Below are 1,021 nucleotides of genomic sequence, written 5' to 3' on the forward strand. Positions count from 1 at the left end.
GCGTCGGCGGCGGAGCACGGACACGCACCCGCCCGGCACCCCCGGGCGCGGCACGCCGGAGGTGGCCGGGACCACGCCGGGCGCCCGGCACGCCTATGCTGGGGTTTCCACCGACCTCAGGGAGGCGAACCCGTGGGAACGGCAGCCGTCGTGGTGCTCGTGGTGCTCGTGGTCGTGGTGGTGGCGCTCGCGGCCTGGGCCGTGTCCGGCTACAACGGGCTGGTGCGCCGCCGCAACAACTACCACAACGCCTTCGCCCAGATCGACGTGCAGCTCACGCGCCGGCACGACCTGATCCCCAATCTGGTCGAGACCGCCAAGGGGTACCTGCGGCACGAACAGCAGACCCTCGAACAGGTGACCGCCGCGCGGACGGGTGCGGTGCAGGCGCAGGAGCAGGCCCGGTCGAACCCGGGCGAGCCGGGGGCGATGCAGGAACTGTCCGGTGCGGAGAGCGCGTTGACGCAGTCGCTGGGCCGGCTGCTGGCGGTGTCGGAGTCCTACCCGGACCTCAAGGCCAGTCAGAACATGACGCAGCTGTCCGAGGAACTGACCTCCACCGAGAACCGGGTCGCCTTCGCCCGGCAGGCCTACAACGACGCGGTGCTGTCCTACAACAACAAACGGGAGACGTTCCCGACGAACCTGCTCGCCGGCGCGTTCCACTTCGGACCCGCCGAACCGCTGATCATCGAGGAGCCGGAGCAGCGGCAGGCGCCGGACGTGTCGTTCTGAAGGCCGGCGGGTCGGCGATGAACTTCTTCGAGCGTCAACAGGCCGTGCGGAAGGTGTCCGCGCGGCTGGTGTGGCTGTTCGTGGCCGCGGTGGTCGGCATCGTCGCCGTGGTCGACCTCGCGGCGTGGCTCGCGTTCGGCCTGGGGCAGACGTCGACCTCCGAGGCGGTGGGCACGCTGGTGGCGGTCAGCGTCGTCGCGCTCACCCTGATCGGGCTGACGTCGCTGGTGCGGACGCTGCTGCTGCGCCGCGGCGGCGGGCAGCGGGTGGCGCGCAGCCTCGGCGG

1 protein-coding gene and 1 pseudogene are annotated in these 1,021 nt (G+C 71.7%); both read left to right on the forward strand.

Going from position 1 to position 1,021, the window contains the following annotated elements; translation table 11 throughout:
* Positions 1-132 precede the first annotated feature (132 nt).
* On the forward strand, positions 133-735 hold the full coding sequence (locus SACHA_RS0107770; protein ID WP_083935801.1) for a LemA family protein: 603 nt from the start codon (positions 133-135) through the stop codon (positions 733-735).
* Positions 736-752: 17 nt separating this feature from the next.
* Positions 753-1,021: pseudogene (locus tag SACHA_RS25085) on the forward strand (M48 family metallopeptidase); the annotation flags it as partial.

The organism is Saccharomonospora halophila 8, assembly GCF_000383775.1.
Lineage (GTDB): Bacteria > Actinomycetota > Actinomycetes > Mycobacteriales > Pseudonocardiaceae > Saccharomonospora > Saccharomonospora halophila.